The organism is Thermoflexibacter ruber (genome assembly GCF_900113045.1).
Classification (GTDB): Bacteria; Bacteroidota; Bacteroidia; order Cytophagales; family Thermoflexibacteraceae; genus Thermoflexibacter; species Thermoflexibacter ruber.
This window is the reverse complement of record NZ_FONY01000024.1, coordinates 35,916-60,409: the sequence shown is the minus strand read 5'-3', so window position 1 is coordinate 60,409 and position 24,494 is coordinate 35,916. Positions and strand designations below refer to the sequence as shown.

The 24,494-nt window shown below is 38.6% G+C and carries 25 protein-coding genes and 1 tRNA gene; 15 read left to right on the top strand and 11 right to left on the bottom strand.

The window, feature by feature from the left end:
• Position 1: 1 nt before the first annotated feature.
• Entirely contained in the window at positions 2 to 430 is a 429-nt protein-coding gene (locus tag BM141_RS13785; protein ID WP_091546603.1) for a sensor histidine kinase, read from the bottom strand.
• A gap of 39 nt (positions 431 to 469) precedes the next feature.
• On the bottom strand, positions 470 to 1,804 hold the full coding sequence (locus tag BM141_RS13780) for a tetratricopeptide repeat protein (RefSeq protein WP_177217387.1): 1,335 nt from the start codon (positions 1,802 to 1,804) through the stop codon (positions 470 to 472).
• 269 nt (positions 1,805 to 2,073) lie between these two features.
• On the opposite strand from BM141_RS13780, the gene BM141_RS13775 reads away from it, so the two are divergent.
• From BM141_RS13775 to BM141_RS13725, 11 genes are all read left to right on the top strand, one after another.
• Entirely contained in the window at positions 2,074 to 3,009 is a 936-nt protein-coding gene (locus BM141_RS13775) for a hypothetical protein (protein ID WP_143090934.1), read from the top strand.
• Between the two features lie 5 nt (positions 3,010 to 3,014).
• The gene (locus tag BM141_RS13770) at positions 3,015 to 3,623 is read left to right on the top strand and encodes a hypothetical protein (protein ID WP_143090933.1); all 609 of its coding nucleotides are present in this window, start codon (positions 3,015 to 3,017) and stop codon (positions 3,621 to 3,623) included.
• 110 nt (positions 3,624 to 3,733) lie between these two features.
• Positions 3,734 to 4,489, top strand: coding sequence for a hypothetical protein (locus BM141_RS13765; protein WP_143090932.1), 756 nt, complete (start codon positions 3,734 to 3,736; stop codon positions 4,487 to 4,489).
• A gap of 107 nt (positions 4,490 to 4,596) precedes the next feature.
• Positions 4,597 to 5,505 carry a hypothetical protein gene (locus BM141_RS13760; protein WP_091546588.1) on the top strand — a complete coding sequence of 303 codons (909 nt, stop codon included), beginning with the start codon at positions 4,597 to 4,599 and terminating at the stop codon, positions 5,503 to 5,505.
• A 73-nt stretch (positions 5,506 to 5,578) separates the two neighbouring features.
• Positions 5,579 to 6,418 (top strand): hypothetical protein, encoded by an 840-nt coding sequence (locus tag BM141_RS13755; protein WP_143090931.1) that lies wholly within the window; start codon positions 5,579 to 5,581, stop codon positions 6,416 to 6,418.
• A gap of 45 nt (positions 6,419 to 6,463) precedes the next feature.
• The gene (locus BM141_RS13750; RefSeq protein ID WP_091546583.1) at positions 6,464 to 7,513 is read left to right on the top strand and encodes a hypothetical protein; all 1,050 of its coding nucleotides are present in this window, start codon (positions 6,464 to 6,466) and stop codon (positions 7,511 to 7,513) included.
• A 62-nt stretch (positions 7,514 to 7,575) separates the two neighbouring features.
• Positions 7,576 to 8,184 carry a hypothetical protein gene (locus tag BM141_RS13745; protein WP_091546580.1) on the top strand — a complete coding sequence of 203 codons (609 nt, stop codon included), beginning with the start codon at positions 7,576 to 7,578 and terminating at the stop codon, positions 8,182 to 8,184.
• Positions 8,185 to 8,216: 32 nt separating this feature from the next.
• Entirely contained in the window at positions 8,217 to 8,825 is a 609-nt protein-coding gene (locus BM141_RS13740) for a hypothetical protein (protein WP_091546576.1), read from the top strand.
• A 72-nt stretch (positions 8,826 to 8,897) separates the two neighbouring features.
• On the top strand, positions 8,898 to 9,437 hold the full coding sequence (locus tag BM141_RS13735; protein ID WP_143090930.1) for an ABC transporter permease: 540 nt from the start codon (positions 8,898 to 8,900) through the stop codon (positions 9,435 to 9,437).
• Positions 9,438 to 9,779: 342 nt separating this feature from the next.
• A complete protein-coding gene (locus tag BM141_RS13730) occupies positions 9,780 to 10,805 on the top strand; it encodes a hypothetical protein (RefSeq protein ID WP_091546571.1) in 1,026 nt (341 codons plus the stop codon).
• 201 nt (positions 10,806 to 11,006) lie between these two features.
• A complete protein-coding gene (locus tag BM141_RS13725; protein ID WP_091546567.1) occupies positions 11,007 to 13,088 on the top strand; it encodes an NADH-quinone oxidoreductase subunit 5 family protein in 2,082 nt (693 codons plus the stop codon).
• Between the two features lie 384 nt (positions 13,089 to 13,472).
• Here BM141_RS13725 and BM141_RS13715 read toward each other — a convergent pair whose 3' ends face one another.
• The gene (locus BM141_RS13715; protein WP_091546561.1) at positions 13,473 to 14,849 is read right to left on the bottom strand and encodes a cystathionine beta-synthase; all 1,377 of its coding nucleotides are present in this window, start codon (positions 14,847 to 14,849) and stop codon (positions 13,473 to 13,475) included.
• Positions 14,850 to 14,989: 140 nt separating this feature from the next.
• Here BM141_RS13715 and BM141_RS23675 point away from each other — a divergent pair, with 140 nt between their 5' ends.
• The 3 genes from BM141_RS23675 to tig all read left to right on the top strand — a co-directional run bounded on the left by BM141_RS23675 (position 14,990) and on the right by tig (position 16,619).
• Positions 14,990 to 15,118, top strand: coding sequence for a hypothetical protein (locus BM141_RS23675; protein WP_262509460.1), 129 nt, complete (start codon positions 14,990 to 14,992; stop codon positions 15,116 to 15,118).
• Positions 15,088 to 15,167: transfer RNA gene (locus BM141_RS13710), tRNA-Leu, on the top strand. Before BM141_RS23675 ends, BM141_RS13710 begins: the two co-directional genes overlap by 31 nt.
• 81 nt (positions 15,168 to 15,248) lie before the next feature.
• Positions 15,249 to 16,619, top strand: a complete 1,371-nt coding sequence (tig, locus tag BM141_RS13705) for a trigger factor (protein ID WP_091546559.1) — start codon at positions 15,249 to 15,251, stop codon at positions 16,617 to 16,619.
• Positions 16,620 to 16,670: 51 nt separating this feature from the next.
• Here tig and BM141_RS13700 read toward each other — a convergent pair whose 3' ends face one another.
• The 5 genes from BM141_RS13700 to BM141_RS13680 all read right to left on the bottom strand — a co-directional run bounded on the left by BM141_RS13700 (position 16,671) and on the right by BM141_RS13680 (position 20,203).
• A complete protein-coding gene (locus tag BM141_RS13700; RefSeq protein ID WP_091546555.1) occupies positions 16,671 to 16,901 on the bottom strand; it encodes a cytochrome b5 domain-containing protein in 231 nt (76 codons plus the stop codon).
• Positions 16,901 to 17,989 (bottom strand): hypothetical protein, encoded by a 1,089-nt coding sequence (locus BM141_RS13695; protein ID WP_091546553.1) that lies wholly within the window; start codon positions 17,987 to 17,989, stop codon positions 16,901 to 16,903. Before BM141_RS13695 ends, BM141_RS13700 begins: the two co-directional genes overlap by 1 nt.
• 68 nt (positions 17,990 to 18,057) lie before the next feature.
• A complete protein-coding gene (locus tag BM141_RS13690; RefSeq protein ID WP_245764062.1) occupies positions 18,058 to 18,723 on the bottom strand; it encodes an RNA polymerase sigma factor in 666 nt (221 codons plus the stop codon).
• A 23-nt stretch (positions 18,724 to 18,746) separates the two neighbouring features.
• Complete coding sequence (locus BM141_RS13685; protein ID WP_091546550.1) at positions 18,747 to 19,688, bottom strand: HTH domain-containing protein; 942 nt, start codon at positions 19,686 to 19,688, stop codon at positions 18,747 to 18,749.
• Between the two features lie 164 nt (positions 19,689 to 19,852).
• Entirely contained in the window at positions 19,853 to 20,203 is a 351-nt protein-coding gene (locus BM141_RS13680) for a MarR family winged helix-turn-helix transcriptional regulator (RefSeq protein WP_091546547.1), read from the bottom strand.
• 264 nt (positions 20,204 to 20,467) lie between these two features.
• Between BM141_RS13680 and BM141_RS13675 the strand changes: the two genes are divergently transcribed.
• Positions 20,468 to 21,715 carry a competence/damage-inducible protein A gene (locus BM141_RS13675; protein WP_091546544.1) on the top strand — a complete coding sequence of 416 codons (1,248 nt, stop codon included), beginning with the start codon at positions 20,468 to 20,470 and terminating at the stop codon, positions 21,713 to 21,715.
• Between the two features lie 3 nt (positions 21,716 to 21,718).
• Here BM141_RS13675 and BM141_RS13670 read toward each other — a convergent pair whose 3' ends face one another.
• The 3 genes from BM141_RS13670 to BM141_RS13660 form a co-directional block, all read right to left on the bottom strand.
• Positions 21,719 to 22,984, bottom strand: coding sequence for a type IX secretion system plug protein (locus tag BM141_RS13670; RefSeq protein ID WP_091546541.1), 1,266 nt, complete (start codon positions 22,982 to 22,984; stop codon positions 21,719 to 21,721).
• A gap of 20 nt (positions 22,985 to 23,004) precedes the next feature.
• Positions 23,005 to 23,343 carry a hypothetical protein gene (locus tag BM141_RS13665; protein WP_091546538.1) on the bottom strand — a complete coding sequence of 113 codons (339 nt, stop codon included), beginning with the start codon at positions 23,341 to 23,343 and terminating at the stop codon, positions 23,005 to 23,007.
• 212 nt (positions 23,344 to 23,555) lie between these two features.
• Complete coding sequence (locus tag BM141_RS13660; RefSeq protein WP_143090929.1) at positions 23,556 to 24,467, bottom strand: hypothetical protein; 912 nt, start codon at positions 24,465 to 24,467, stop codon at positions 23,556 to 23,558.
• Positions 24,468 to 24,494: the final 27 nt, after the last annotated feature.

The following is a 24,494-nucleotide window of genomic DNA, read 5'->3' as shown; positions in this document are numbered from 1 at the left end:
TTTAGGCGTATTTTAAGAGCATACGAAGGCTTACATCTGTGCCTACATTTGGCTTACTATCAAATTCTATTCCAACGGGAAAGCTACTTTGCTTAGAAAGTAGGCGAATGCGGTCTTGCAAAATCTGTCCTGACATAGAGCGATGTTTTCCATGCTGAATTTCCGTTTTTTCTTCACAAGTAGGCATACCTACGCCATTGTCTTTGATTGAGATAGCAAGCTGATTATCAGATTTTTGAAAATAAATAAGAAGCTCACCACCCTCTTGCTTTTCTTTGAATCCATGCTCTATGGCATTTTCTATGATAGGCTGAAGAAGCATAACAGGAATCAGGATTTCATCAGTTTCCAAATTTTCATCATGGGTGAGTTGGTAAGTAAATTTTTGGGGGAAGCGAAGTTTTTGCAAGTCCAAATAATAGCGAAGCATCTCTATTTCAGTGCTTAATACTATAAATTCTTCTTGGGACTACTCTAAGGTTTGGCGCATGAGCTTGGCAAACTTGGCGATGTAGGCGATGGCGGTAGAAGTTTCAGAGCGAGAAACTACATCTTGGATAGCTCCCATAGCATTAAAGAAAAAATGTGGGTTCATTTGGCTTCTGCGCCACCTAAGTTCGCTTTGCAAAAGTTGGTAACGTGCCTCAATGCGGCGATTATGGGCAAATTCGTAAACCGCAAAGCCTAAAATTAGTAAGAGTACCAAAGAACCTCCTAAAAGCCAATTGCGTCTTTCTATTTCTAATTCTTGGATTTGTGCTTTTTGAGAGAGGTCTTTGATTTGACTTTCTTTTTGGGCAACCTCAAAAGAAGTTTGCAACTCTGCAATTTGCTTGCTTTTTTCTACATTAAAAATACTGTCTTTGAGTTGTTGATGCAGTATTTGCCATTGGTAAGCGCGCTGGAAATTGTTTTCCGCCGAATCTACTTGGGCATAGAGTCGATAGACTTTGGAAAGCTCTTTGGACGCACCGATTTGGCGGGCTACTGCCTCAGCTTTTTGGAAATAATCTCTTGCTAAACTTGCATTTTTGAGCATTAGATACAGATAACCAATATTTTGATAAGAAAAACACATCAAATAATAATCCTTGACCTCCTTCTCTATTTTCAAGGCTTCTAAGTAGTATTGGATTGCCAGATTGGGCTTGTTTTGTTTTTCATAAATGCCTCCTAAGTAGTTGAGGGTGTAGGCTTCCCCTTGTTTGTCTTGCATCTTTTTGCGAATTTGCAAAGATTGTTGCACGTACCACAAGGCAGAATCGTATTGGTGCATATTGTTATACACATTCCCAATATTCCCGCTAATAAGTGCCACTCCACCTAAGTTTTCCGCTTTTTTTAGAATTTGCAAAGCCTCTTGCATAAACTCCAACGCCTTGGAATAGTTTTTTAGCTCTATATAAATAGCTCCAATATTGTTCAATGACCTCGCTACATTAAGTTTGTCGCCTAAATCCTTTCGTAGTTGTACGGCTTTCAAAAGCAAATCAAGGGCTTGGGGGAACTTGCCCTCATCGGTAAGCAAGGAGCCTAATCGATGCGCCGCATCAGCTTCTATGCCTTTGTAATTGTTTTTTTGGGCATCAGCAAGCACATTTTCACAAATCTCGATAGCTCGTTTGTAATTTCCTTTCTGGAAATAGAGGTTGGCTAATTCTATTTGCTTGCTCATTTTTACAGAATCCGCCAAATCTTCTCTCTCTAAGGCTACCCAAAGACTGTCTTCACTATTTTGCTGGGCAAAAAGTCCCTCTGCTAAGCAAAGAAAAAGGAAGATGAATAGGTAAAGTGTGTTTTTCATGGTGTTTGCAATGGTGGATATAAAACAAAAATACACTAAACCTTTCATATCACCAATGAATGCACACTTCTCTATTTCAAATTCTCAACAAACCCAATCACTTTCTCGACAAATACCGTAGGCTACTCATCTGTCAAAAATGCTAACAAAACTTGCTGTAAGTTTGCAAGGTCAATCAATAAATCACTGATAAACTTTTTATTAGTAAAATAAAAAATATCAATTAAAGTCCGATAAACAGAGTACAACCCAATATCTAAAAAAGACAGATGAAAAAAGTTTTGATTGCACTATTCCTTTTCTTGTTGGTAACAGCATCTACCCATGCCCAACAAGTGCATATAAATAGCCCAGAGGCAGGTGTATGGTTTGCAGGGAGTATAGACCGCTTTCCTATTTGGCTGTATTTTACAAGTCAATATTATGAGAATAACAGCAACAAGCGTATGCTCTCGGCTTATTACGGATACAATTCGCAGAAAGGGAACTCTCTTCATTTAGACGGATATTACGACATAGCAGAAAATCGCTTAGTGCTTCATCACAAAAAGCAATATACTGATGAAATCTTAGAAACCTTTGAAGGGCAAATAACAGATATGTTCAACGAAAGCATCATCAAAGGGACTTGGAAAAACAAGACAAAAAGTTTTTCTTTTACGCTCAAATCTGCTACCCCTATGAATTTTAGTATTGGGGAGATTATTGCTAATGCGTGTACTTTAGGATTGCCCTTTAAGTTTACAGACAAAGATTTTTTTGTTGATGAACTTTTCAAAAGCAATTGGCAAGGCAAAAACTATGCGGCAATGCAGTCGAGTTTAAGCCAATATATAGGTTCTATAAACGGTCTTTGGGAGCATAAGCTCTATAATGGTACAGTTTTGGGCAAAGTTCCACTTAGTACGGGAGGTAATTTGCTGATTTTTTACTTCAATGATATAGAAAAAAATGAGAACGGGGAGGACGGAGAAGAAGCAAATGTACTGGGGGTAGCGATTTTTGATGCAAATAATAAACTCACAGACAATCACGCCTTGTTTGCGGTATCTCAAGGCTTAGGCTGGCAGTACGTAGGCTATGACATTACCGTTACCGCTACTCAAATTACTATTAAAACAACTGATTATGTGATGGATATGGGCAGGAAAGAAGCAGGACAACAAACCAAAGTCATTCGCATTATCAACAATAGATTCAAATAAAAATCATGAAAAAAATCATTATTTCTTTACTATTAACAATCAGTATGGAGGCTTTTGCCCAAAATGCCCCGCAAGGAGTAGTCGACTACTTCCGACTGCTACCCGAGGAGGTGTGTACTTTCTCCCTTCCCCAAAAGGCGGGCAAGTGGATTTCTCTTAGCCCAACTACTAAGGAGGAAGTTCAAACGGTAGTAGATACCCAAAATGGCTTTATCAGAATTACTGACAAAGGCACAAACGGAGGTACACATGAAGTTACTGTGGTGCTTTACCGCAAAGCTAATAAAGACGCAGTAATTGCCGTAAGCGACTACACCCACGATGGAGTCATGGAAACTTTCAAAGTGGATTTCTTTGAGTATAACAATAAGCAATACAGCAAACTGAAGGACGTGATGCCTCAGCTAAACCATGCTTCTTTACTCAAAGAGCGAATAGACACAAAGCAACATGAAGAAATCCTTAGCAATAGCCCTGTGGTCATAGACCTACTCCGCTTTGGTACTATGGCAAAGGCTACGATAGGCACGATGTATATGAATATGCTCTGTAACTACCAAAAAGACCACCCAGATAGCAAAAAAGCCTGCGCCCTTATGGGCAAGCAGTATTGAGTTACTTTGGGATAAGGAACGGGGAGGTTTTCCATAGGAACTGAAAAGTAATCTTTTATCAAAAAATTTTAAAAAAATAATCCAATAGTTTTAACCATTCCATAATCTTTATGAAGAAAGTAATGTTTTTGCTTTCCACACTCCTTCTGGTGAGTGTGGCAGCTCCTCTCTTTGCCTTTGATGTAACCCTTGCAGGTGGGCTTTATTTGCACCCAGATACCAAAGAACTACTTATGGTGCGATGCAACCCCGAAGACGGCTTGGTCAGTGAGGTATTACATTCGCAAGGCGGCAGAAAGTTCGTTCGCTATGAAATCATGAGCCAAGAGGAAATCGTGGATAACAGTACAGCCACCATTCACAAGGTCTTGAAACTCTACCACGAAAAAGCTCCTAATGTAGTCTATTACATGAGAATCATTACGCGTGGCTATGGCGACTACAAAATGATTTTTGAAACTGCTCGGCGCAATGACTCCAGAGTGCTGCTTCGCTTATCGGGAGAAGAAAATATTTATTTTTCTCCTGACGACTCGCCTGCTCAGTCCTTTGCCTCAGCGATGCAGCACCAATATATGCAGTTCTACGACATCAAAAACAATATTTATACCGATGCGGTAGGCGTGTCTTTCTCTGCTTTGGAAGACCCTGCCATGTTTGAGATTATTCTTGCCTCGCAGGGAGAAACTTCGCACTTATACTGCGGCTTTGACAAAGACCTCAACATACTCATAGGGACTGATAATGTGCCTTTTAACAAAGGTGAAATCGTAGGTAAGCTCTCCATACTCTCCAAAGAGCGTTGGTGCCTGAGCCTTTACGACAAGCAGGGAAATTTTATTTCTTCTTTTGCTAATCTCGAGTAGAGTAAAACAGTACACCTGTTAGGTCTTAGACCCGCAGTGGAACTGCTGACAGGTGTGGAAGCAACCTCAAAAACTTATTTATTCCAATTTTAAACCATAAAAATTATATGAAACGCTTATTTCTTTTATGCTCATTTCTATTAGCTTGCGTATTCACTACTTTCGCACAGCAAGCCCGAGTACAGCAAATACTCACCAGCGACATTTGGCTCGTAGATACTGAGGAGTTAGAAGCCTCGATAGAAGCAAAGTATGCCCATATAGACGTAAACAGGCTCTCTGACCAGCAGAAAAGGGAACTTTTTAGCAAGAGAGAAGAAGACTATGCTTTGGTAAAAGTTTACCAGTTGGTAGAGGTGCAGTTTAGCCCTAATGGTCAGTATGCAATTAGGGTAAGAGGCACAGACCAAGACGCAGGACAGTGGCAAGTGCAAAACGGAGGCAAAACCCTCGTTATGGCAAATGCTATGGAACAGACTACTTACTCCATTGAAAGCATCAATGAGAATACCTTGATTACCATTAATACAGCAAATAACGAACGCTTTACCTACTATCCTAAAAACCGCCCAAGAGCAAAAGCAAGCAAACCTGAAAATTTCGTAGGCTATGAGCTTGCCACTTTAGATGTGAGCAATAAAGTAGAAATGCGTATTAGACCAGCAGCAGACGGCAAATCTTTCAGAGTTTCATACTTTGACTTTGCCAAAAATGAAAGAGTAGTGTGCGACTGCCGAATCGACAAGGTAGAAGAGGGCTTTGAAACAGGCATCTGCAAAGGGGAAAACGCAACCGACTACTGGAAAGGCAATACGTATATGTGCTATGTAAAAAATCCTGCTACCAATACCTACCTTATTTCTACCTATAGCAGGCAGTCGACCAACTTCCGCCACCTCTATTTAGCAGCTCCTACAGGGGAGATTTTAGATGCAGAAGCCGCCACCGCCGAAACGCCCAACGCACCTATGGCTATTATGTTTGACCGAATTGTGAAGTGGTACATGGCTAAGTAAGCAACTACACAAGCCTGTCAGGTTTTCAAAACCTAACAGGTTTAAAGAAAATAACTTAAACGATTAAATCCCCATGAAAAACAAAAACCTATTTCTTTCCATAATTTTCCTTGTCAGTCTGAGCCTATTGGCGGCTTGCGGAGGGAAAAAAGACAAAGAAACTGCTGAGAAGACTGCCAGCGAAGTAGTGCCTGCTGATACAGAAACTGATTTCGAGCAGTTATTAGGTGACGACAGGCAGCCCGAACAAGTGCCTTCGCATATCAATTTTAGTGGGCTATACTATGATATAAACAACAATCTCGGCTGCTATCTCTATTGGGATACGCAAAAAGGCGAAGCTACCTCCGTTTATCTGAGCGACTCGCAAGGCAAATGGCAAAAAGCTACTATCCGCTCACAAAAGCCCTCGAATTTTTATGAATATCAGGAAGCCGAGCAGACCGTAGAAGTTACGTATCAGAATCAGCCCTTGAAACTCATCATCACTAAAGAAAATGAGGGTGTAAAAGGAGTTACGAGGTTTATCAGCAGTGCAGAACAACAAGTTTCTGTTCTGCTTGCCGATGCCTCCACTGTGCCTATTACCGAGAGCCAGCCTTTTAACCAGCACATAGCCGAAGCCCTTGTTGGTATTAAATGGCAAGTGCGCGACCCCCAAACTTTTCAGGGTTCTACGACCACGAGCGTGAGTGCCAAGCAACAAGGCAATTGGGTTATACTCACCCTTACAGAGGGCAGCACAAAAGCTACTTTTACCTGCGAAGTGCAAAAGGACAATACTATCCGCTGCGCTACGCAAGGCTTTGAAGATTTTTCTATCAAAGTAAAAATGGGTTATGGAACAGCATGGGAACTGCAATTTGATGCTCCCACAGGCGAGGCAATCATGACCTTGATAAGCCCAAGATAGCTTTAATATCGTTAGACTTTTTATCATTTATAAAACAAAATCACTATGAGCATAAAACTCATCATTTTTGCCTTTTCTCTTGCTGCAGTCTTTGGCTGCAAAGGGAAAAGCAGCGATGAAACCGCCCAAGCAAGTGGGCAAGTCGTAGAAACGCTACCTCTGCCCGACCTTGATGGCGACAAAAAGTCCGAAACCCTATTCCTGACCAACCCTCCGCCCGAAAACGACAATGGAGAAGCCTATACCACCGTAGAAGTTGTCTTTTCCAAAGGGGGCAGGTTTAGCCACACCAATAAGTACGGCTACATATGCATCAGAAAGGAGTTTTTCGGAGAAGATAAACTCACCGATAAGTTTGAGAGCAAAACCTCGCAGTATGTGGGTTATTTTCAGCACGCAAGCCTGTTCCAAGAAAAGTTTTTGTTCCTTTTTGGTGTATCGGTCGAGAGTTCGGAGCATAATACCATCATTCGCTTAGGCAAGTCGGCTGAAGCTACCAAAATTGTTTACGACCAAAATGGCTTGCTTGTAGAAGCCCGCATTACCTATATGGACACAGGCACAGAGCCGAGCATCGTCATCTCTGAAAACCTCTCGCAAGGCATGAGCGAAACGGAAGAAGACGGCTTCTATTTGTCTTACTATGTTCCCTATAAAATCATCAGCTTGGCAGATAGCCCCAGCGCATCGGGCATTGCCTATGCTACCAAGCAATACAATGCGGAAAAATACGTATGGGTAGAACCCCAAGACATTTCTAAGATAGGTATAGGCTACATAGACGATAAAGCATACGTCTTTTCTAACCTTAGTGATGATGCCTTCACACTCAAAGTCTTGCAGGGGTGGTGGGAAGCAGGAAGTGGGGACGAATCCTACCGCTTTGAGATAAAAGGCAACGAGTGGAATGACGTAAGCTATGCCGAAAGCGAAGGCGGTGCCGCCAAAATCAGCATCAAAGGCAATATCCTTAGTCGCAAGCACTCTGTGTATGGGCAAGACCAACTGAAAATCCTCAGAGCAGGACAGGGGCATTTCGTATATATTCACGGCGACTCTGGCGAAAAAACAGTATGCCATAGAATAAAAGAATAATTTAAAACCGAATCTCTGTTAGCGGTCTATAGACCCTGACAGGGCTTAAAAAAGCAAAGAAAATGGGTAATTACAATCGATTTATTGCTACTGATGTAAACAAAATAATGGCACAAGGCAAGCTAAAAATAGAGCGGCGTGCCTCTGAGTTGTCTATTCGGCTCAACTTTTATTGTGCCTACCATCAAGTGCTAATAATGCGTATAACTGCGATTTATCTCTTTGTAATAGCAGCATTCTATTTTTCCGATGAGGTAAATGAAGCCTATGGAAGTGTGAGGACTGCGTTCATTGTAGCAAGTGTTCTTAGCTCGATAGACTTCGTTCGGATACTGTATGGCGTTGTCAATAAGTCGTATATTACACTTACGCCAAGCGAGCTACAGCTTCGTTTTGGTCCCTTGCCGATGCGCGGTGGCTTGAAAATTCCAAGTCGTGAAATCGAGCAATTTGTAGTATCAGATAGGCATCTTTCTTATCAAACTCGTTCGGGGGGCAGTGTCCAAAGCACGTATTTTATTTTATCTTTGATAGACAAGCAGGGCAAGGTGCATAAACTCATCACTACAAAATACGCTACAGGTGAGGGGTTTAGCTTGAACTACATCGCAGCAGAAATGGCGAACTTTCTGCAAGTGCCATGCCAGCAGATGCCTACTGAAGAACTTTAAGGTTGTATAAAATAGCTTAAAAATTAATTACCATGAAAACCAACATCATTCTATTGTTTATTGCTCTTGCCTTTGCCGCTTGCGGAGGCAAGAACGCCCAACACGAAGGCAGTGCTACTATGAAAGCTATTGTCGAAACTGAGCAGAATCGCCAGTATTTTATTCAAGTACTGGACACTGTGAAAGCCTACTCCTCTTTGAAGGATTTGGTAAAAGCTAAAGTCAGCGAAGGAGTATTTGTTGGGGGAGAGGGTATCTCCAAAGACTATGTCCCCATGAAGGACATCAGAGAAGATGCTAATGCAATGGCTACCTTATTGGGCAAATACCAAGACGGAAACATCATTTTTTTGAAGGCTGATGTATCCACCAACCATTACAACGGCATAGAGCTTTATGCTATTGATGCCCAAACAGGCGAGCAGCTTGGCGGAGAACATCATATTATTCTTGGCGGTGGCTACTCGCACATGGGTGTTCAGGGAGATTTCGAGTCCTTGCTCGGTGCAGATGGCAGCCTCACCATAAAAGAAATCGTAAGCGAGTACGACATCGATACAGAACAGCAAGGAAAGCCAACCGTAACGACCAAAGTCTATCGATTCGACAAAACCAAAAAAGCTTTTATTAAGGTAGAATAATTATTTTGGCTCATTTATTGAAAATAGCTTATAAAAATATACTTAAAACATACTAAAACACACAAAATCTCTATGAAACAACTTTTATTCTTTTGCCTGTTTTTTCAAGGTATCATGTTTTCTTGTCTTGCTCAACAAGCAGTTAGCATAGAAGAAAATCAACCTGCTAATTATGATGGCTTAGTGTGCGGTTTTAATATTCGCAATGAGCGAGTTATGGAAATTGGCAAAGAAAACTTTAACAGATTTGAAGTTACGGTTTATATAACTAATCAAAGCGGTTGCCCTAAAATCGTTTTATTAAACGATACCTTCCGTAACTCTTTTGGTATTTTGAATGACCCTGCTATTTTTGCCATTTTTGATTGCCAAAATGCCACAGGCAAGCGACTTACCTCCAAAAGTGCTTCAGTAAGAGCAAATCAGTTCTTTATTCCTGTGCGTATCCCAGAAAGAGGAGCAGACGGCAAAGAAACCATACGTACTGTCAATACACACGCAGGTTTCATTCTTCGCAATGGCGAAACGATTGCCGAGAATATGATTATTATAGTTCCTGAGGGGGAAAGACCACGTATGCAAGCCAGAGTGGTGGTATTTTCTAATTTGTAGGCTGAGTACGTAAGCAAAAATAGCCGTACCACTCCTTCAATTGCACAGTTTGCCGATGCAATTGCGTCACTTTCTAGTGAGGGAGTGAAGATATTGATTATCAAATGGTCTTTCGCCTACGTGGAAAGATATTACATAGGGGCGATTGGTTTTAACAAATCTTGTTTTTATTCACATTTGACAAAAAAGAAATTGATTTTGTTATCTCTGCCCTAACCAAAGGCGACATAAATAGGTGTGATAGGGCAAAAAATATACTTATTCACTATGAATTTGAATTTACGAGAAAAAATACTCAAATTCGTAAAATAAAGTCAAATGTAAGACAATAAATTTATTGTTATGCCCTCTTCCTATCTCAACTTCCGTTTCAGATACCTCAATGAGCAAGGTAAACCTACTTCTATTAGGTATTATCAAGCACGTATCGATGATGACACGGGTATTATATTAGATAATGATTATATCCTGATTTCAGATATTCATGAGGTTTTTCTCTATAACAACCGAATTGCTATTATTTTACGACCATTTATTTCTTTAAGTAAAAATATTGCTGAAAATGTGCTTCCTAATACTTCCAGCATTATCATAGAAGTAGCGGATAATTTGGCAGGCGATGTCAAGAGTGCCATAGACCAGCACAGGTCAGCTCTGCTCGTTTACGCAAGAAAAAATCAGTTGAGTAAAGAAGGCAAAGGCTATACCTTCAAAGCCAAACAATGTCCTAACTGCAACGCACTCATAGATGTAACAGGATTGAAAGAAACGCTCTTTGTGTATTGCAAATATTGCGAAGTACTTTTTGATAAGCATAACGACCTCTTGCCCAACTCTGAAAACTATAAAGTTTGCCCTGAGTGCAACTATTACAATCGTGTGCAGTACTATCCTGAGTTTCATTTTTACGCTTTACCTAAAAATGTCAAAGCGAAATATCAAAATCATTACTGCTGTGATACATGCGCCCAACGCTATCATGAGCAAACTGCTTGGCGCAATGGATTGTACCTCATCGGCATTCCTTTTAATATTTACCTAAAAAATAAAATCTCAAAAGGAACAAACCAACTCTATGCAGGACTTACAGAAGCTAATAGATTGGCTCAGGATGGCAATATCAGAGAAGCAGACATTATCTACGGTTCATTGCTCATACGCAATGAGATGCACCCTGGCATCTATTTTAACTTAGGACAAGCCTTTTTTAAAGCCGCCCACGAAGACATAGAAAATAGGACTGCTTATCTTGAAAAGTCGTATCGCTACTTTGAAAAATCCTTAGAAATGTGCAGTAATTATCAACCAACCATTGACTTCTTAGCTTTCTACAAGAGTCTTTCTTGGACAGTAATAGTCAATGAATAAAATAGCATATTTTTCTTACTTTAATTAATAATCTCATGGAAAAAACATCAAAATACTCTTGCCCTCATTGTGGAAACAAAGTTAGCTTTGACTCTACATTCAAAAACTGATGAATTAAAATCAGTATCAAAGAAGAAGAAAAAATAAAGATTCCAATAAAAGAAAAAGACTAATTTTGCTTTTTCAAAAATTTAAAAGTCAGTGAACCAAACTAACATACTCATTTACAGCACTGCGCTGTTACCTTTTTTTTCTTTTCTATTATGCCTCGTACTAAGTAAGCATTTCTTCAAGCAAGCCGCTTGGATAGGCACAGGCTTAGTTTTTCTCTCTATCATTAGTTCTTCCTTGCTTTTTAAAGATATATGGATAAATGAAAATACTTATACTGATGTCTTTCAATGGTTTAGCCTCAAAGGAAAGAGTTTTGAAATAAGTATTTGGATTGACAAAACCTCTGCTTTGTTGCTTTGGGTAGTAAGCCTCGTGTCTTTTTTAGTACACTTGTTCTCCATAAGTTATATGGAAAAAGAAAAGCATTTGGGAAGATACTTTGCTTTGTTAGGCGTATTTACTTTTGCTATGCAATCCCTTTTACTCAGCAGTAACTTATTGATTATCTATATTTTCTGGGAATTAGTTGGCTTTTGCTCTTATTTACTCATTGGGTTTTGGCACGAAAAACCTGCCGCTGCTCATGCCGCCAAAAAAGCATTTTTGGTCAATAGAGTAGGAGATACAGGATTTTTGCTTGCCATCGTCTTAGTATGGTTTTCATTTAACAGTTTAGACCTACAAGTTATTAGTCATCAAAACTTTGGCAATCTTCACTTCGCATTTTTTATAGGCATAGGGTTTGTTTTGGCTTTGTGCGCTAAGTCTGCTCAACTACCCCTTTCTGTGTGGCTTCCCTCTGCAATGGAAGGTCCTACTCCTGTTTCGGCACTTATTCATGCCGCCACTATGGTAGCGGCAGGGATATATTTGCTCATCAGAGTATATTTTCTGCTTCCTGCGGAAATTTTATCTTTTCTTGTCATCATCGGCACTGCTACTGCATTTTTTTCTGCTTTTTCTGCCCTTAGCCAAACTGACATCAAAAAAGTGCTTGCCTATTCTACCATTTCCCAACTGGGTTACATGACCGTTGCTCTTGGAATAGGTGCTACTCAAATAGCTCTCTTTCATTTACTTACCCATGCTTTTTTTAAGGCGGGCTTATTCCTTTGTGCAGGTGCTATTATCCATGCGCTCCATGAACAAGACATGAATAAAATGGGTGGTTTGCGAAAAGCTATGCCTATTACTTTTGTATGTTATTCTATTTGTGCCTTTTCTTTAGCGGGTTTGCCTTTATTTTCTGGCTTTCTTTCCAAAGATTTGATACTAAGTCAAGTACAGCTGTGGGCAGGTGCGAGTGGGTGGAAATGGGGAATATTAATTATTTTAGTTTTAACCTCCTTGCTTACAGCTATTTACATAGGAAGGCAGTGGAGTTTAGTATTTATCAAAACTCCTTCAGAAAATACTCCTACCAAACTGAGTGAATCTTTTATCTCTTTCTTCCCCTTGATAGTCTTGGCTATTTTTTCAGTGGGCTTCTTTTATTCATCTAATCCATTTATACCTGAAAACTCATGGATATTGGTTTTAGAAGGATATGAGGTAAATCATTGGCTTAGTATGCTTTCTGCTTCTATGGCGGTCTTTGGTTTATTTTTCGCTTGGTGCTTGTATAGCTGTGAAAATGTTAGACAAAACGCAGTAATGAGGGTAGTTTTAAACTCACCACTTTATCGTTTTTCTTACCACTTTTTCTATTTAGATGCTTTTTACACCAAACTCTTTTATCGGTCTTGGACTTGGTTTAGTCAAAAAATTACTCATATTTCTTTTCTTGACCATCTATACGAAAAATATATTATAGATGAAGGTTTGGATTTGACTAAGCATAATGAAAATCTAAGAATCAATAAATTGCGAAAAATATTTGATTTGACTGTACTTGGTTTTGTAGCAGTAGGTTGGGCAAAAAGATTAGCCACATTTGACAATCGCCGTTTAGACAGACTGGTCAATTTATTAGGTATTTTTTGGGTGAGCATTGGCTATGTTACTGCTTGGATAGATAAGTATTTGATAGACAGCTTTGTAAAAATACTTACCATTTTGGCTTTGAGGATAGGTTGGGTGGTCAAGTCCATGCAAGGAGGCAAAGTACAATTGTATTTTGCATGGGCGATAGTAGGCGTTTTGATAGTATATATTTTGCTCGCTTTATAGTAAGACTTTGATTATTAGTTGTTTACTTTTTCTTTAATATCTTAAAATTTTGTATAAAGAAAATGAGAAACCTCACTACCAGCCTAACGGCAAATAAAATAATCAGCAAGTTTAAAAAGCCTATGGGTACAGACTCGTGATAGTAGGTTTCGTAAAATGGGGATTTTCCACTAAAGGAAAAAAGGGCAGGTAAAAACTTTGCTGCGAAGATAATAAAGAAAAATACTATAGTAATTCTGAGTTCTTTTTTCAAAAAATCTTTGGTTTCTTTTTGCATAATGAGTAAATAGATACTTGCTTTGTTTTATTCAAAAACTAAGTAAAGCCTATAAATTTTTTTTATTTATAGGTTTGAATATTTGCTAATGTGTAATTTACTAATAGTTAGTTTGCCAAAGCCATAAGTAAATCGTGTTGTGTAATGATGTGTACTTGATTGTACTCATCTCTTACTAGTAGTGCTTTGTTATTCTTATCTATCAGCGAAGACAGTGCATCTACAGTGTTATCTAAGCCAACAAAACGAAACGGCTTATCCATGATTTCTGATACGGGTTGCTCTTTGAGTTGAGGATTTTCTATAAGTTGGTGTAAAACCTTAGTATCATCTAAACTTCCCACGATGCTTTCTCCTTCAAAGACAGGTACTTGAGAAATGCCTGCTCTGCTAAGTATTTTTACTGCATTACCCACCGTTTCATTTTTATCTACGGCAATTAAGCGAGCTGAGCCGTTGCGTTTTGCAATAATATCTTTAGCAGTGGCAAAACTCCTCTGCTCCAAGAACCCATGGTCTTTCATCCATAAGTCATTATAAATCTTGGCGATATACCTTGTCCCATGGTCAGGGAGAATAATAACCATCACATCATCTTCTTTCAGAGGATGCTGCTTGATATATTCCAATGCCCCATAAACAGCGGAGCCACAAGACCAGCCAACAAATAGCCCTTCTTCTCTTGCTAAACGCCTTGCCATGATAGCGGCATCTTTGTCTGTAACCTTGATAAAAAGGTCAATCAAGTCAAAAGCCACATTTTGAGGGAGAATATCCTCTCCAAACCCCTCTGTTAAGTACGGATAAATTTCATTTGGGTCAAAAATGCCCGTTTCTTTATACTTTTTAAATACAGAGCCATAAGTATCTATACCTACGGTTACAATATCGGGCTTTCTTTCTTTAAGATATTTTGCTGTACCGCTCATCGTTCCTCCTGTGCCTACTGTAGCGACATAGTGAGTAATTTTCCCTTCGGTCTGTTCCCAAATCTCAGGGCCTGTGGTTTCGTAGTGAGCTTGGCTATTGGAAAGGTTATCGTATTGATTTGGGTAGAATGAATTAGGAATTTCGCTGTTTAGTCTTTTAGCCACTGAATAGTAAGAACGTGGGTCTTCGGGTTCTACATTGGTTGGGCAAACCACTACCTCAGCCCCCACAGCACGCAAAATGTCTATTTTTTCTTTAGACTGTTTGTCTGCCATAGTGAAAATACACCTGTAACCTTTAGAAACTGCTGCCAAAGCCAACCCCATGCCTGTATTACCCGATGTTCCCTCTATGATAGTCCCTCCGGGTTTAAGCAATCCTTTTTTCTCTGCATCTTCTATCATCTTGAGAGCGATGCGGTCTTTGACCGAATTTCCGGGATTAAAATATTCTACTTTTGCAAGTATAGTCCCTTTGACTCCTTTGGTTACTTTATTGAGTTTTACTAAAGGAGTATTGCCAATGGTTTCGATAATAGAATTATAGTATTTCATAAGATATTATATCTATGTTGTGAAAATGAGAATGTTACATATTTATAATCAACTTCTGAGCAAGATGCCAACAAAGTTAAAGAAATTAGTTGAATAAATTAAGGTTTATTTTGCCTCACTTCGTCCAAAGTTTTAGCGGCATGAATAAAAGAGAGTTGATGCCTAAAAATTTTCTATTTTTTATCTTAGAGGTTGTTTTTCTAAAAAATATGTCTTACCTTTGCACCGCTTTTTATTTGCGGGCGTGGCGAAATTGGCAGACGCACTAGACTTAGGATCTAGCGGGAAACCATGGGGGTTCAAGTCCCTCCGCCCGTACTTAATCATGAAGTCCTCACCTTGTCTAAGGTTGAGGCTTTTTCTTCTTAAAGAATTTCATTTTTTTAAAACAGTACAACATTGGAAGTAGTAGTAGAAAAAAATCCCGAAGTACTCGAGGCGTATGTCAGAGTGAAAGTGAATGCTGACGACTATCAAGAGCAGTTTGAGAAAAAAATCAAAGAATACGCCAAAAAAGCCTTTGTAAAAGGCTTCCGACAAGGAAAAGTGCCTCCTACTGTTATCAAAAAACTGTATGGTAAAGCAATTAAGGTAGAGGAAGTTAATCAAGTAGCTTATGAGTCTTTGTATAACTACCTTAGAGATGAAAACTTGCAAATCTTTGGTAGCCCTCTTATTGCCTTAGAGAAAATGGGTAAGATAGATTGGGACTATCAAAATGAGTTCGAGTTTGTTTACGAAATAGGTTTACAACCAGAAGTAGTTTTTGAGTTTGACAAGGACTTTTCTATCAAAGAATATGAAGTTATTATTAATGATACAGATGTAGATAACTTCACTAAAAACCTCTTGGAAAGATTTGCGGAGTATGATGAGAAAGAAGAGGTGGAACTCGATACGGACATTTGGGGCAGGTTATCGCCTACCAGCGAGGAGGTATTGATGTTAGATGAAAGAGAGTTCACCAAAGGTAAAGAATTTTTTGGTATCATAGATGTTGATACCTTAATGGAAACGCATCAGAGCTTATTTTTAGGGAAAAAAGTGGGAGAGGTGGTTACTTTTGATTTACGCACAGTATTTCCCACCGATGAGGACTTATCTAAACTTTTTCGCTATCCTGCTGAGGAACTTACCCATATCCAAGGCGAGGTAAACTTCACTATTAATTCGGTTTCTACGAAAAAGGAAGCAGAACTGAATGAGGAAATCTTTAAAAAGATTTTTGGAGAGAAAGTAGAAATAACAACAGCAGAAGATTTTACTGCCAAAATAAGAGAGGTAGTGCAAAAAAGATATGAGATTTCCGCGCGCTTAGAAACTTTGTTTAGCTTTATCCAAGAGTTAAATGAGAAAATAAAGTTTGCCCTGCCCGATGGTTTCTTAAAAAGGTGGCTTGCTTCGCAAAATAACCAAACTATGGACGATGAGAGCTATGAAACTTTCCAGAAAGGTTTACATACGCAAATTCTCATAGACCAGCTGAGCAAACAGAACGAGGTAAGTGTAAGCGAGGAGGATTTGAGAGAATATACCAAAGAAGTACAGATACTTAACCTGTTCTCTATGGGCTTCTTACAAGGAATTTTAGACGAAAATATATTGAACTTATTTGTGGATAGATTCTTTGAAAATGAGCAAAATGAAAATACTTTGATGACTTTTGAGCGAAATATCAGGGCAGCAAAGTTATTGGATACTTTCAAGGATAAAATTAGCATAGAAAAAGTAACTTTGTCCGGAGCAGAGTTTGATAAGATTTTGAAATAGAGTAATATATAATTTTATAAAGCCGTGCTGTTTTATCACAATAGCGCGGCTTTATGCTTTTAGTTTCCCTACTACCACCAACTTGTCAAAAACATGAGCCGTATGCGGAGCATCTTTGAGCTCTTCGGTCAGGTCCTGCCCCGCCCAATGCTCGTAATGTTTCCCATTCCTCCACAGGCGAGAGGCACTTACATCATAGATAAGCCCTTGATAAGCAATCCAAATTTCTTCTTTATCCTGACCATTGCGCAGGGCTAATTGGGAAAGTGTATAAGTATTCATTAGTCAAAAACTATTTCTATGCTTTGCAGTCCTGTGTGGTACTTTTGCCAATGCTTATACTCTTGAATCCACCTAATCGTTTCACTTTCACAAGAGGGGCATGGACTCTCTTTGACAGTGATATTTTGTACTTGATAAAGGTGATTCAAATAAAAAGTTACCGACAATTTACCTTTCAGGATTACATTTTTTTCTTTGGCAAAGTTCTGAAGATGTATTTTTAATGAGTCGGTATAATCACTTTTTTTATTATTATCAAATGGAGGCAATATTCTGCCAATAATCTCATGGCTCGTTTTATTTGCCTCAGTTTTTTTTCGCTCTTTTTCAATTGCTGTCTTGTCGGGTTCGCTTTCTTTTTGTACAGTTTTTTCTTCTCCTACTTTTGCAGGGACTGACTTTGGCAAGTCGTCATCTGCTGGGCTTTCTACTTTTTTAAGGACAGTCAAGGAAGAATCTTGGACTGCTGTTTGGTTGCTTATGGGTGCGGGTGGTGTTATTTCTGTAACCAAAGGGGCATAGTCGGGCTTTCCTTCGATGTGTTTTTTACTTTCATTTTTTAAAGCCAACTCTTTTCGCTGTGTTTCTTTAGCGTCTTTTATGCTTTGTTCTGCGGGCATTTCTGTAGCTGATTCTTCTGAGAGCAAAGGGGAATAAACTTGGGCAGAATCCGCTAAATACGTGTTAGCCTCAGTAGCTGTGTTTTCTTCTATTGCCATTTCTTTACTCGTGAGTATTTCTTTATTTATCTGACTACTAATAAAGTATAAGCCAAAAGAAAATACAATTAGCACAATTACAGCAGCGGCAATTCGTCTTAGGTTGGAGCGAGATAAAAAAACAGTCTTAGTCTGGTTATTTTTTCCTATTTTTGCTTGTATATTTTCCTGCAAGAAAGCAATATGCTTCTCTGCTTGCTTCTCATTAAGCAAGCCAAGCCCCTCCAATGCTTCTGCATACAAGGGATACTTTTCCAATAAGCTCTCCACACGCCGCATTTCCAGAGGAGTCATTTTACCTTCTCTATACAGTTTGAGCTGATGTTCGGAAAGGTATTCTTTATCAATATACTCTTTTTTATCTTTCAAGTTTTTCTTTTAATCGTCAATAGAAATTGGTTTGTAAAAGTATTTTTTCCCAAGTTAGAAAACTGAAACTACAGCCAAAAGTAATACGCTACAAGCCCAAAACAAGCAACTATTAACTTTTCCAAGTAAATTTTCAAGTTTCTTTTTCCGTTTTGTATGTAGCTTTTTACCTTACTAAGTTCATAGCCCGTTATTTCACTTACTTCCTTATAGCACTTTTCTTTCAAGTAAAAAAGTTCTATACAGACTTTCTGTTCCACTGGTAAGTGAGCAATTCCTTTTTCTAATAAGGATAGGTTCTGTTCCAACAAATCTTCATCAGAAGGATTCCAAGATAGTGTATTTTCCATAGTGGATGTAAGATTTTCTCCAAAGTTATCTTCTTCACTGTCCTCCTCTGATTGAAAACGCTCATGGAGAGGAACTGTTTTCTCATTCTTGTTTTTTTGCGACCTCAGATACATCAAGCAGTGATTTTTTACAATTACATGAAGCCAGCTTTTAAAATGGTGTACTTCGCTATTCTTTAGCTTATCAGCTAATTTTTCAAAAATCTGCATCGCCAAGTCCTTGCTTTCCTCTTCTTCTTTTAAGTATTTCATGCACACCCCAAAAATCATACTCACATAGCGTTGGTACAGGTCAGCTACCCAGACGAGTTCGCCTGTTTCCTGATAACGCCTGATGAGTTCCTCATCGGTAATTGGCTTATGAAATAGCTTTTTTAGCATCATTCATTTAGTACGTGGCTGTATTTCTATTTTACGATACCTTTGTCTTTCAAATGTTTAGCAAATTCATTTTCGTCTAAAACCTTGTCGTATATGCTATTTACTTTCTTAATTTTGTTGTCATCTATGATATTCTGTAAGAAGTCGGCAAAGTCCTTGTTTTCGCTTGCTAACCTGTCCATTGCATCAATGTCTAACTGTTTTTTATAGGTTGCTGGCACGATTATCTGTCCTTCTTCGATATTCTCTGCGTCAAGTTTAATCAGCCCAATACCAAAAGAGTTTGCCAAACGCCTTATTTCTTCTATTACTTCTTCATCAATTTTCAACGCAACCAAATAACCTTCATTTGCCCAGCTTGAATTAGATACAGCCTGAAAATAATACTCTCTCAAATTGGAAATATCTATCTTGATTTTCAACTCAAACGAAAACAGTTTGGTCGCTACAATAGAAAAATCGTTTTGAAAGTCAATAATTACTTTCTCATAATTACTAATTCGGTCGTTAAAAGAAAAATAAACCCCTACCAAATCAGGGTGTAACCACTTATTATAGCCCTTTTTGGTTTTGTTTGAATTTTCGTGAAAAATCGTTTTAAGTTTTGCTCCTCTAAAATGGTAGTACGTGTCGGCAAATTTCACAAGCAAAGGGTGCAAATCTCGTTCAGTGAATTTCTCAGGTTTCAGTATTTGAACTATTGTTGAGTTTTCGTTGATTATGGTATCCTGCGTAATATTTTTAAGTCCGAACTTAGTGGGTCTTTTCCCAATAGGTTCAAATTTAGTCTGTGCATTATCCCGAATATCAACATAAAGCCTTGCCGCAAGCGTAGCCCAAGGTGTTTTCCCTTTTGAATTTAGTTTTTGGTCAAGCCCAAGTTCAACGGCTTTCTCCCAGATTTCGTTGGGAGTCAAGGGTTGATTTGCTTGCCTTATTACTTGTTCTGCCAATTCTAAAAAGTTCATACAGTTGTATTTTCTGTTTATTGTTGGTCTTTTACAATTGCTACTAAAAGAGATGTAATCCTTGTTGGGTGAGAGTATAGAAGCATAGCATAGGCATCTCGAGGCAACATCTCTATAAATACAAATAAACAAAAAAATACCTTATTCTCCGCCATAGCCCCTATTTATTTTGTACTTAATCCGCTTATATTCTCTATTTTGTCTAATATTTCGTTCAGCTTTTGTGCTTCCTCTATGCTTATTACTTGCAAAATTTTGTCTAACTCTTCCATTTTCTCATCTATTTTCCTTAGTAGTTCCTGCCCTTCTTCCGAAATCAGCACGTTTACCAGTCTTCTATCTTCTGTACAAATTTTCTTGGCAACTAAGCTCTTAGCACACAGCCAATCTACCAAACGCAAGGCATCTCTATTTTTGTCCAACATTTGCTCTCTGATGTCGGCTGTGCTAATAGATGTGGGGTATGCCCCCCGCAAAATCCGCAATACATTGAGCTTGCTATTACGTAAGGTCAAAAAAGTGGTAATTATTTAGGTGTGTTTTAGCACGAGAAGGTAAAATATTTGTTTCAGAAATATTATTTTGCCACAAGAGCACCAACAGTACAAGTCTGAAGACTTTTATTGTGAGCCTTGTGGTAAATAATTACAAAAATTCAAAGTGCTTGAATGATTGTGAGAAACAACACTAATTTTCCTAAATTGCAGACAGATTCACCTTAAAATCTTAGCATTATTCAAAATCATTAAAATATCACTCTCTCAATTATCATTACACCCATGAAAAGCGTTTACGCAGAGATACTTACCATTGGAGATGAAATCCTTTATGGACACATCACTGATACCAATTCACAATTCATTAGCACTGCTTTGGACAAAGCAGGGATTCAGGTCATTCGCAAAACCTCAGTAGGCGATAACCGAGAGGCGATTATCAATGGCTTAAAGTCTGCCGAGGCAGTAGCAGATATTATTATTATCACAGGTGGCTTAGGTCCTACCAAAGATGACATTACCAAAAAAACGTTAGCAGACTATTTTCAAACTACTTTGGTAATGAACGAGGCAGTTTTATCCCATGTTGAAAACTTGTTTGCTTCGCGAGGAAGGGTGATGAACGATTTGAACAAAACCCAAGCTCTTATCCCTGCTAATGCACAGGTTATTCATAATGCAGTAGGGACTGCTCCCGGTATGTGGATAGAGCATCAAGGGAAGGTATTTATTTCCATGCCTGGCGTCCCTCATGAGATGAAGAAGATGATGGAAGAGTTGATAGTGCCTAAACTGCGTCATCACTTCCAAACTCCCGCAATTATTCATAAATGGATAAAAACTATCAATATTCCAGAATCAACTTTGGCAGAGAAAATAGAAAAGTGGGAAGATGCCCTTCCTGCTCACCTCAAATTAGCTTATTTGCCCAAAATGGGGCAGGTCAGGCTAAGATTGACAGGAAAAGGAGATGATGCAGGGGTGCTAAATGCAGAATTAGAGGCACAGGTAGCCCAACTGATACCTCTTATCAAAGACCATATCTACGGCTATGAAGACGATGAGATAGAAAAAGTAGTGGGTAGTTTGCTAAGGGAAAAAAATAAAACCGTCAGTACAGCGGAAAGTTGTACGGGTGGATACTTGGCACATCTACTAACTTCGGTAGCGGGTTCGAGCCATTATTTTATTGGTAGCATAGTAGCATACAGCAACCAAATCAAAATGAATGAGTTAGATGTTTCCCCAGCCATTTTAGAGGCGTATGGAGCTGTGAGCGAGCCTACGGTTATCGCTATGGCTGAGGGTATCCGCAAAAAGTTTGGTACTTCCATAGGGTTGGCTACTTCTGGCGTAGCAGGACCCGACGGAGGTTCTCCAGAGAAACCCGTGGGAACGATATGGGTGGCTTATGCTGATGAGAGAGAAACTTTTGCCAAAAAACTTACGCTCACTCAAGAACGCATGCTTAATATCACCTTGACTACCAACTTTTTATTGAACTTTTTGAGAATGAAATTGAGTGAGTAGGCTTTAAAATAATTTATACCCTATCAATAAATCAGTGCGAAAACCTAAGGGGCGGAAATAGACAAAAATTTCATAGTTGTTTTCTGTTCGACTGTGTGTACCCTCAAAGTACACATCGTCGCGTTCCGTACCAAAGTTTTTAGTAAAAGAGTATTGGTAATTGTAAAAGCCTTGTTTAAGCAAAATGGTTTTTTGATAGGCTTGTTTTTCAGGTACATAGCTCATGCGATAATCTTCTGTCAATTGCCAATCTGAAAATGCCCCTGTTACATACACCCCTCCCAGCTCCTCGTTTTCAGTTTTTAAGGTGAAGGTTACATTCAGATAGTCTGCATCTGTACCTGCATTGGGCATGAGGAGATTTTGAATAAAAAATCTACCGTTCATGTCGTCCATGATTTTAGAATAAGCCCAGCCATTGCGGGACTTGTCCACATACACCCAAGCATTATTCAAAGAAGCGTTGTATTCTATGTGTTCTATGTTGAGGTTACGCGCCATAAGATTTCGCAAGTCAAACATTCTGAACTCATTACCACCCTTGAACACATTTTCAAAATTAAAATGCTTATAATCTAATCTTCGGTCAAAATCATTGACGAAGGTGGGCTTCAAGCCTGTAATTTGCTTGTCCCAGCGGAAATTTTGCCTGAGTACTACTTGGATTTGCTCTTGTGGATTATAGACTTGATAGCCCGCATAGCCCACCGAAAAGTCAATTTGTTGATTCCTGAAAGAAGCTTCTACGCCAACTACCGTCGCCAAAGTAGAGGAAATAATAGCACTATTTTCATATACCATGAAGCGACACGTCAAAATAAGTCTGCTCTCATTGTTTTCTTCATAGACTTTGAGCAAATAATTTCCTGCTACTTTTACTCTTGGCACGGCAAATCGGTAATGTACGTAACGTACTTTGGTGTTCATAGAAAACTCTCTATCTCTGATATAGAACTCGTTGTAATCGTCTAAATACTCTACAGGATTCAGCTCTGATACTGTCCAGTCTGCATTGCAGTTGATAATTTTTACTGCAAACCGCTCAATATCAGAACCAAACTTATCAAACTCCAATATCAAAGGCAGTGGGTCATTGATAGCTAAGATAGGAGGCGGGAGAGGAATGTTAGGCGCAAACAAGGAAGCAGGATAAAGCAAAACTGTTTTTATATCGGGGTCATAGGTGTAGTTAATATTTTTTAACTCCTGTCCAAAAGATAAATAGCTGATAAGCAAAATATTAATTGCTATACAAATTTTTTTTAACATTTTATTAAAACATTTTTAGTTTATTTCTTTTTTCTGGTATTCCACTGATGTGGGTCACGTTTAGCTTTTCGCAAACCTTCTCCCACTTTAGGTTCTCTACCAAAGTAGAACCAATCTTTTAAGAACCAAGTTCTTTTGCCTCTAAACTCTACATCATCGTGCAGGTGGGTCATGCGTACATGACAGGAAAGCATTTTACAACGGGGGGCTTTCTTTTTCTTCTTCTTTTTTCCTCCCTCTTCGCTTGCCTGTGCCTGTGGCTTGCTACTGCCACAAGAGCTAAAAGACTGAATAGCAATAAATAATAATAAAAAAAGTGAAATATATTTGAGTAATTTTTTGATTTGATTGTGTTTCATAAGATATTTCTTTTTAATGTGAGCAGAAAGACAAAGCACAAAGTTTGAACCATTCTATTAGCAGTTGGCTAAAACATAAGAATCTATCGTATAAAAAGTAGCTTAAATAGCTAACATTTTGAAATAAATTTTGTATATTGCTATAAATTTAGCTTTCTAAGAAGAGTATATTTTCACAGAGGGTTAGTCGCAAAGTTAAGTGAGATGTTCTGTTAAGGACTCATCTCGCTTTTCTTTTTGCCCAGCCAAAGTTTGCGATTTTGCCAGTCTATCGTTAGGATATAAAACTTTAAAAATTCATTTCCTAAGCGGTTTTGCAAAGTCGATTGGAAGATAGTAGGAACACCATTGGCAGTTAAGTCACTGATAGCCAACTCCCTTGCCTTTCCTACAATGAGTGTATCATTGGTATTGGCAAACTCGTAGATGGAAGGCAAGATATTTCCTTGATGAGCCACATTGACAAGCACAGTATCTACTTCCCTTCCTAAATATTTCATAGAGCGATGCAAACTTTTGAAAATATAGTTCAAACTGATTGCTTGGGGACTTCCTGTACTTAGCAAAGCCACAGGACGTCTTGGGAACTGGTTGAGCATAAGATAGATACAAGGAATTCTAAAAATATTGCGAATGAATGGAATAGGATAGTTTTCTGTTGGCATAGAAAACGCTTCTACTTTATTGGCAAAATAAATTTTTTGTTGCTTGTAGTCTATTTGCCAAGCACAATGTTGCATGAGATTAGCCCCAATAATACCGCTGATGAGCATGCTATCCAAAGTAATATTTTGGGACATTTCTCCAACCACAATATCTTGAAAATCTGAGTTTTGTAGTGCAATATTTGTAATGTAAAAAGGTAAGTTTCTCTTAGCCCCTCTGTCGTCTTGGATAGTAAAATTACTTATTTGTTCTAAGCCTAATTTGGTAATAAGACTTTTAGAAAAATAAGTCGGACTTCCCGTATCAAAAATAAAGTAGTAATAGGAATTGGGTTTTGAAAGAGAGGTAGCTTTGGAAAAACAAGTATCAATAAGTTTTAAGATGATGTAATTTTTTTTAAAAAGAAAATCAATACTATCTATCACTCCTTGACGCTGAGTTATTTTTCCTTGCCTCATAGATTGATGAAGGCGGTATAACTCATT

Bases quoted from the DNA above. Each gene is read 5' to 3' on its own strand.
- BM141_RS13785 (WP_091546603.1), bottom strand. From the start codon at position 430: ATGCTTCGCTATTATTTGGACTTGCAAAAACTTCGCTTCCCCCAAAAA.
- BM141_RS13780 (WP_177217387.1), bottom strand. From the start codon at position 1,804: ATGAAAAACACACTTTACCTATTCATCTTCCTTTTTCTTTGCTTAGCA.
- BM141_RS13775 (WP_143090934.1), top strand. From the start codon at position 2,074: ATGAAAAAAGTTTTGATTGCACTATTCCTTTTCTTGTTGGTAACAGCA.
- BM141_RS13770 (WP_143090933.1), top strand. From the start codon at position 3,015: ATGAAAAAAATCATTATTTCTTTACTATTAACAATCAGTATGGAGGCT.
- BM141_RS13765 (WP_143090932.1), top strand. From the start codon at position 3,734: ATGAAGAAAGTAATGTTTTTGCTTTCCACACTCCTTCTGGTGAGTGTG.
- BM141_RS13760 (WP_091546588.1), top strand. From the start codon at position 4,597: ATGAAACGCTTATTTCTTTTATGCTCATTTCTATTAGCTTGCGTATTC.
- BM141_RS13755 (WP_143090931.1), top strand. From the start codon at position 5,579: ATGAAAAACAAAAACCTATTTCTTTCCATAATTTTCCTTGTCAGTCTG.
- BM141_RS13750 (WP_091546583.1), top strand. From the start codon at position 6,464: ATGAGCATAAAACTCATCATTTTTGCCTTTTCTCTTGCTGCAGTCTTT.
- BM141_RS13745 (WP_091546580.1), top strand. From the start codon at position 7,576: ATGGGTAATTACAATCGATTTATTGCTACTGATGTAAACAAAATAATG.
- BM141_RS13740 (WP_091546576.1), top strand. From the start codon at position 8,217: ATGAAAACCAACATCATTCTATTGTTTATTGCTCTTGCCTTTGCCGCT.
- BM141_RS13735 (WP_143090930.1), top strand. From the start codon at position 8,898: ATGAAACAACTTTTATTCTTTTGCCTGTTTTTTCAAGGTATCATGTTT.
- BM141_RS13730 (WP_091546571.1), top strand. From the start codon at position 9,780: ATGCCCTCTTCCTATCTCAACTTCCGTTTCAGATACCTCAATGAGCAA.
- BM141_RS13715 (WP_091546561.1), bottom strand. From the start codon at position 14,849: ATGAAATACTATAATTCTATTATCGAAACCATTGGCAATACTCCTTTA.
- BM141_RS23675 (WP_262509460.1), top strand. From the start codon at position 14,990: ATGAATAAAAGAGAGTTGATGCCTAAAAATTTTCTATTTTTTATCTTA.
- BM141_RS13700 (WP_091546555.1), bottom strand. From the start codon at position 16,901: ATGAATACTTATACACTTTCCCAATTAGCCCTGCGCAATGGTCAGGAT.
- BM141_RS13690 (WP_245764062.1), bottom strand. From the start codon at position 18,723: ATGATGCTAAAAAAGCTATTTCATAAGCCAATTACCGATGAGGAACTC.
- BM141_RS13685 (WP_091546550.1), bottom strand. From the start codon at position 19,688: ATGAACTTTTTAGAATTGGCAGAACAAGTAATAAGGCAAGCAAATCAA.
- BM141_RS13675 (WP_091546544.1), top strand. From the start codon at position 20,468: ATGAAAAGCGTTTACGCAGAGATACTTACCATTGGAGATGAAATCCTT.
- BM141_RS13670 (WP_091546541.1), bottom strand. From the start codon at position 22,984: ATGTTAAAAAAAATTTGTATAGCAATTAATATTTTGCTTATCAGCTAT.
- BM141_RS13665 (WP_091546538.1), bottom strand. From the start codon at position 23,343: ATGAAACACAATCAAATCAAAAAATTACTCAAATATATTTCACTTTTT.
- BM141_RS13660 (WP_143090929.1), bottom strand. From the start codon at position 24,467: ATGAGGCAAGGAAAAATAACTCAGCGTCAAGGAGTGATAGATAGTATT.